Source organism: Mycobacterium sp., from assembly GCF_049278535.1.
Classification (GTDB): Bacteria; Actinomycetota; Actinomycetes; order Mycobacteriales; family Mycobacteriaceae; genus Mycobacterium.
Window position 1 is genome coordinate 1 of record NZ_JBAPMI010000121.1, and the last position, 1,863, is coordinate 1,863.

General features: G+C 65.9%; 1 protein-coding gene and 1 pseudogene. One reads left to right on the forward strand and one right to left on the reverse strand.

The features are described 5' to 3' along the window. Positions 1-800 (forward strand): annotated as a pseudogene (locus WAO18_RS07765) (oxidoreductase); the annotation flags it as partial. Here the strand turns inward: WAO18_RS07765 and manA are convergent. Further along, positions 784-1,863: mannose-6-phosphate isomerase, class I (gene manA / locus WAO18_RS07770; protein ID WP_422205253.1), on the reverse strand; the 1,080-nt coding region annotated here is incomplete at its 5' end. The pseudogene WAO18_RS07765 and the gene manA overlap by 17 nt on opposite strands.

Below are 1,863 nucleotides of genomic sequence, written 5' to 3' on the forward strand. Positions count from 1 at the left end.
AGACAGTCGAGGTCGGCATTGGCTATGCGTCACACCAGCTCCGGCTGCCGGAAGGGGCGCTTCGCGAGCGGGTGATCGTGGCCGGCGCGTCCCGCCAGCAACCGCTCGGGCTGGGGCTGCTCGGATACGAGGACCGCACCTGGACGCTGACCACCTTCGGCGTCGGCAAAGTCAAGCCGCCGCAAACCTTTGCCGAGATGCTCGCGCTCGCCAAAAAGATTCTGCCCAAACGTATCGCCACTGCGCTGCAGCGGGCCGAGCCGGTCGGCGAGGCGGCCTTCCACCGCTACCCCACCAGCCGGTGGCGCCGCTACCACAAGCTGGACCGGTTTCCGTCCGGCATCCTGCCGTTGGGCGACGCGGTGGCCAGCTTCGACCCCACCTACGGGCAGGGCATGACGATGACCTCGCTGCAGGCGGGTCATCTGCGCCGCGCGCTGGCCAATGGGTCGGACGAGGACATTGCCCGCGAAGTGAATATTGCAACATCCAAGACCACCTACCCGGTGTGGATGATGACTGCGATCGGCGACTTCGCCTTCCACCACGCGACCGGCCACCAACCGCGGTGGTACCGCCCGGTGGGCAGCCTATTCGACCAATTTCTCGGCGCGGCCGAGACCGATCCCGTTCTCGCCGAATGGTTTTTGCGCAGGTTTTCGTTGTTGGACAGCCTCTACATGGTGCCCTCAGCAGGCCTGGTCGGTCGCACGGTCAGGCACAACATGCGGCTGTGGCTCGCCGAGCGCCGCACCGGCCGGACCGAGCGCCGTGGCGCGCTGATCACAGGCCGACGGTAGCCCGGAAGATCTTCGTCGGCTCGTGCGCGAGCAGCCGGATAGGACCATCGTCGGCGGCCACCCAGCAGGCGGCGCCACGGGTCAGCGTCAGCACCCCCGACTTTCCGTGCACCGCGGTCGAACCCTCGATGCACAACAGAATCTGCGGACCGTCGTGTCGCGACGGCACATCGACCTCGTGACCGATCTGGTCGTCACCAAGAGTGAGCATGGACGCCGCGAATTCGACGGTCGGCGTGTCGTAGAACGACGCCAGTCCATCCGGATGAGTCTCAGCACGCAGCTGTGACTCGGTAGTCGGGTTGAAATTCAGAACCCGCAGCAACTCGGGAACATCGACGTGCTTGGGAGTCAAGCCACCACGTAACACGTTGTCGGAGTTGGCCATTACCTCTAGGCCCACACCACGCAAATAGGCGTGCAGGTTTCCGGCCGACAAGAAAATCCCCTCGCCGGGCCCCAACGTGATCCGGTTGAGCAGCAGCGCGGCCAGCACACCGGCATCGCCGGGATACCGCTCACCGAGCTCCAGCACGGTCTTCGCTTCGGCCGCGAATTCCGTTGCGCCCGAACTCACGTAGTTGATGGCGCCGTCCAGCACTGCGCTCACCAGAACATCGATGTCGGGCTGCGGCGCGGTGATCCAGGTGGTGAACAACGCGCGCAGTCCGTCAGCGTCGGACTGGTCGTTGAGCAACTCGATGAACGGGTCCAGGTCGGACACCGCCAGGGCCCGCAACAGCTCGATGGTCTGGGCCGCGGGACGGAAGCCTGCCAGCGCCTCAAACTGATGCAGTGCCACCAACAGCTCGGGTTTATGGCTGGCGTCTCGATAGTTGCGCACCGGCGATTTGACCGGGATGCCGAGGCGTTCCTCGCGTAGGTATCCCTCGGCGGCTTGTTCGGCGCTGGGGTGCGCCTGCAGCGACAGTGGTTCGTCGGCGGCCAGCACCTTGAGCAGGAACGGAAGCGCATCGCCGAACCGGGCGCGGGCCGCGGCGCCGAGTTGACCTTCGGGGTCGGCGATCACCGCCTGCAGCAACGAGACTTCGCCGCCCGGCTC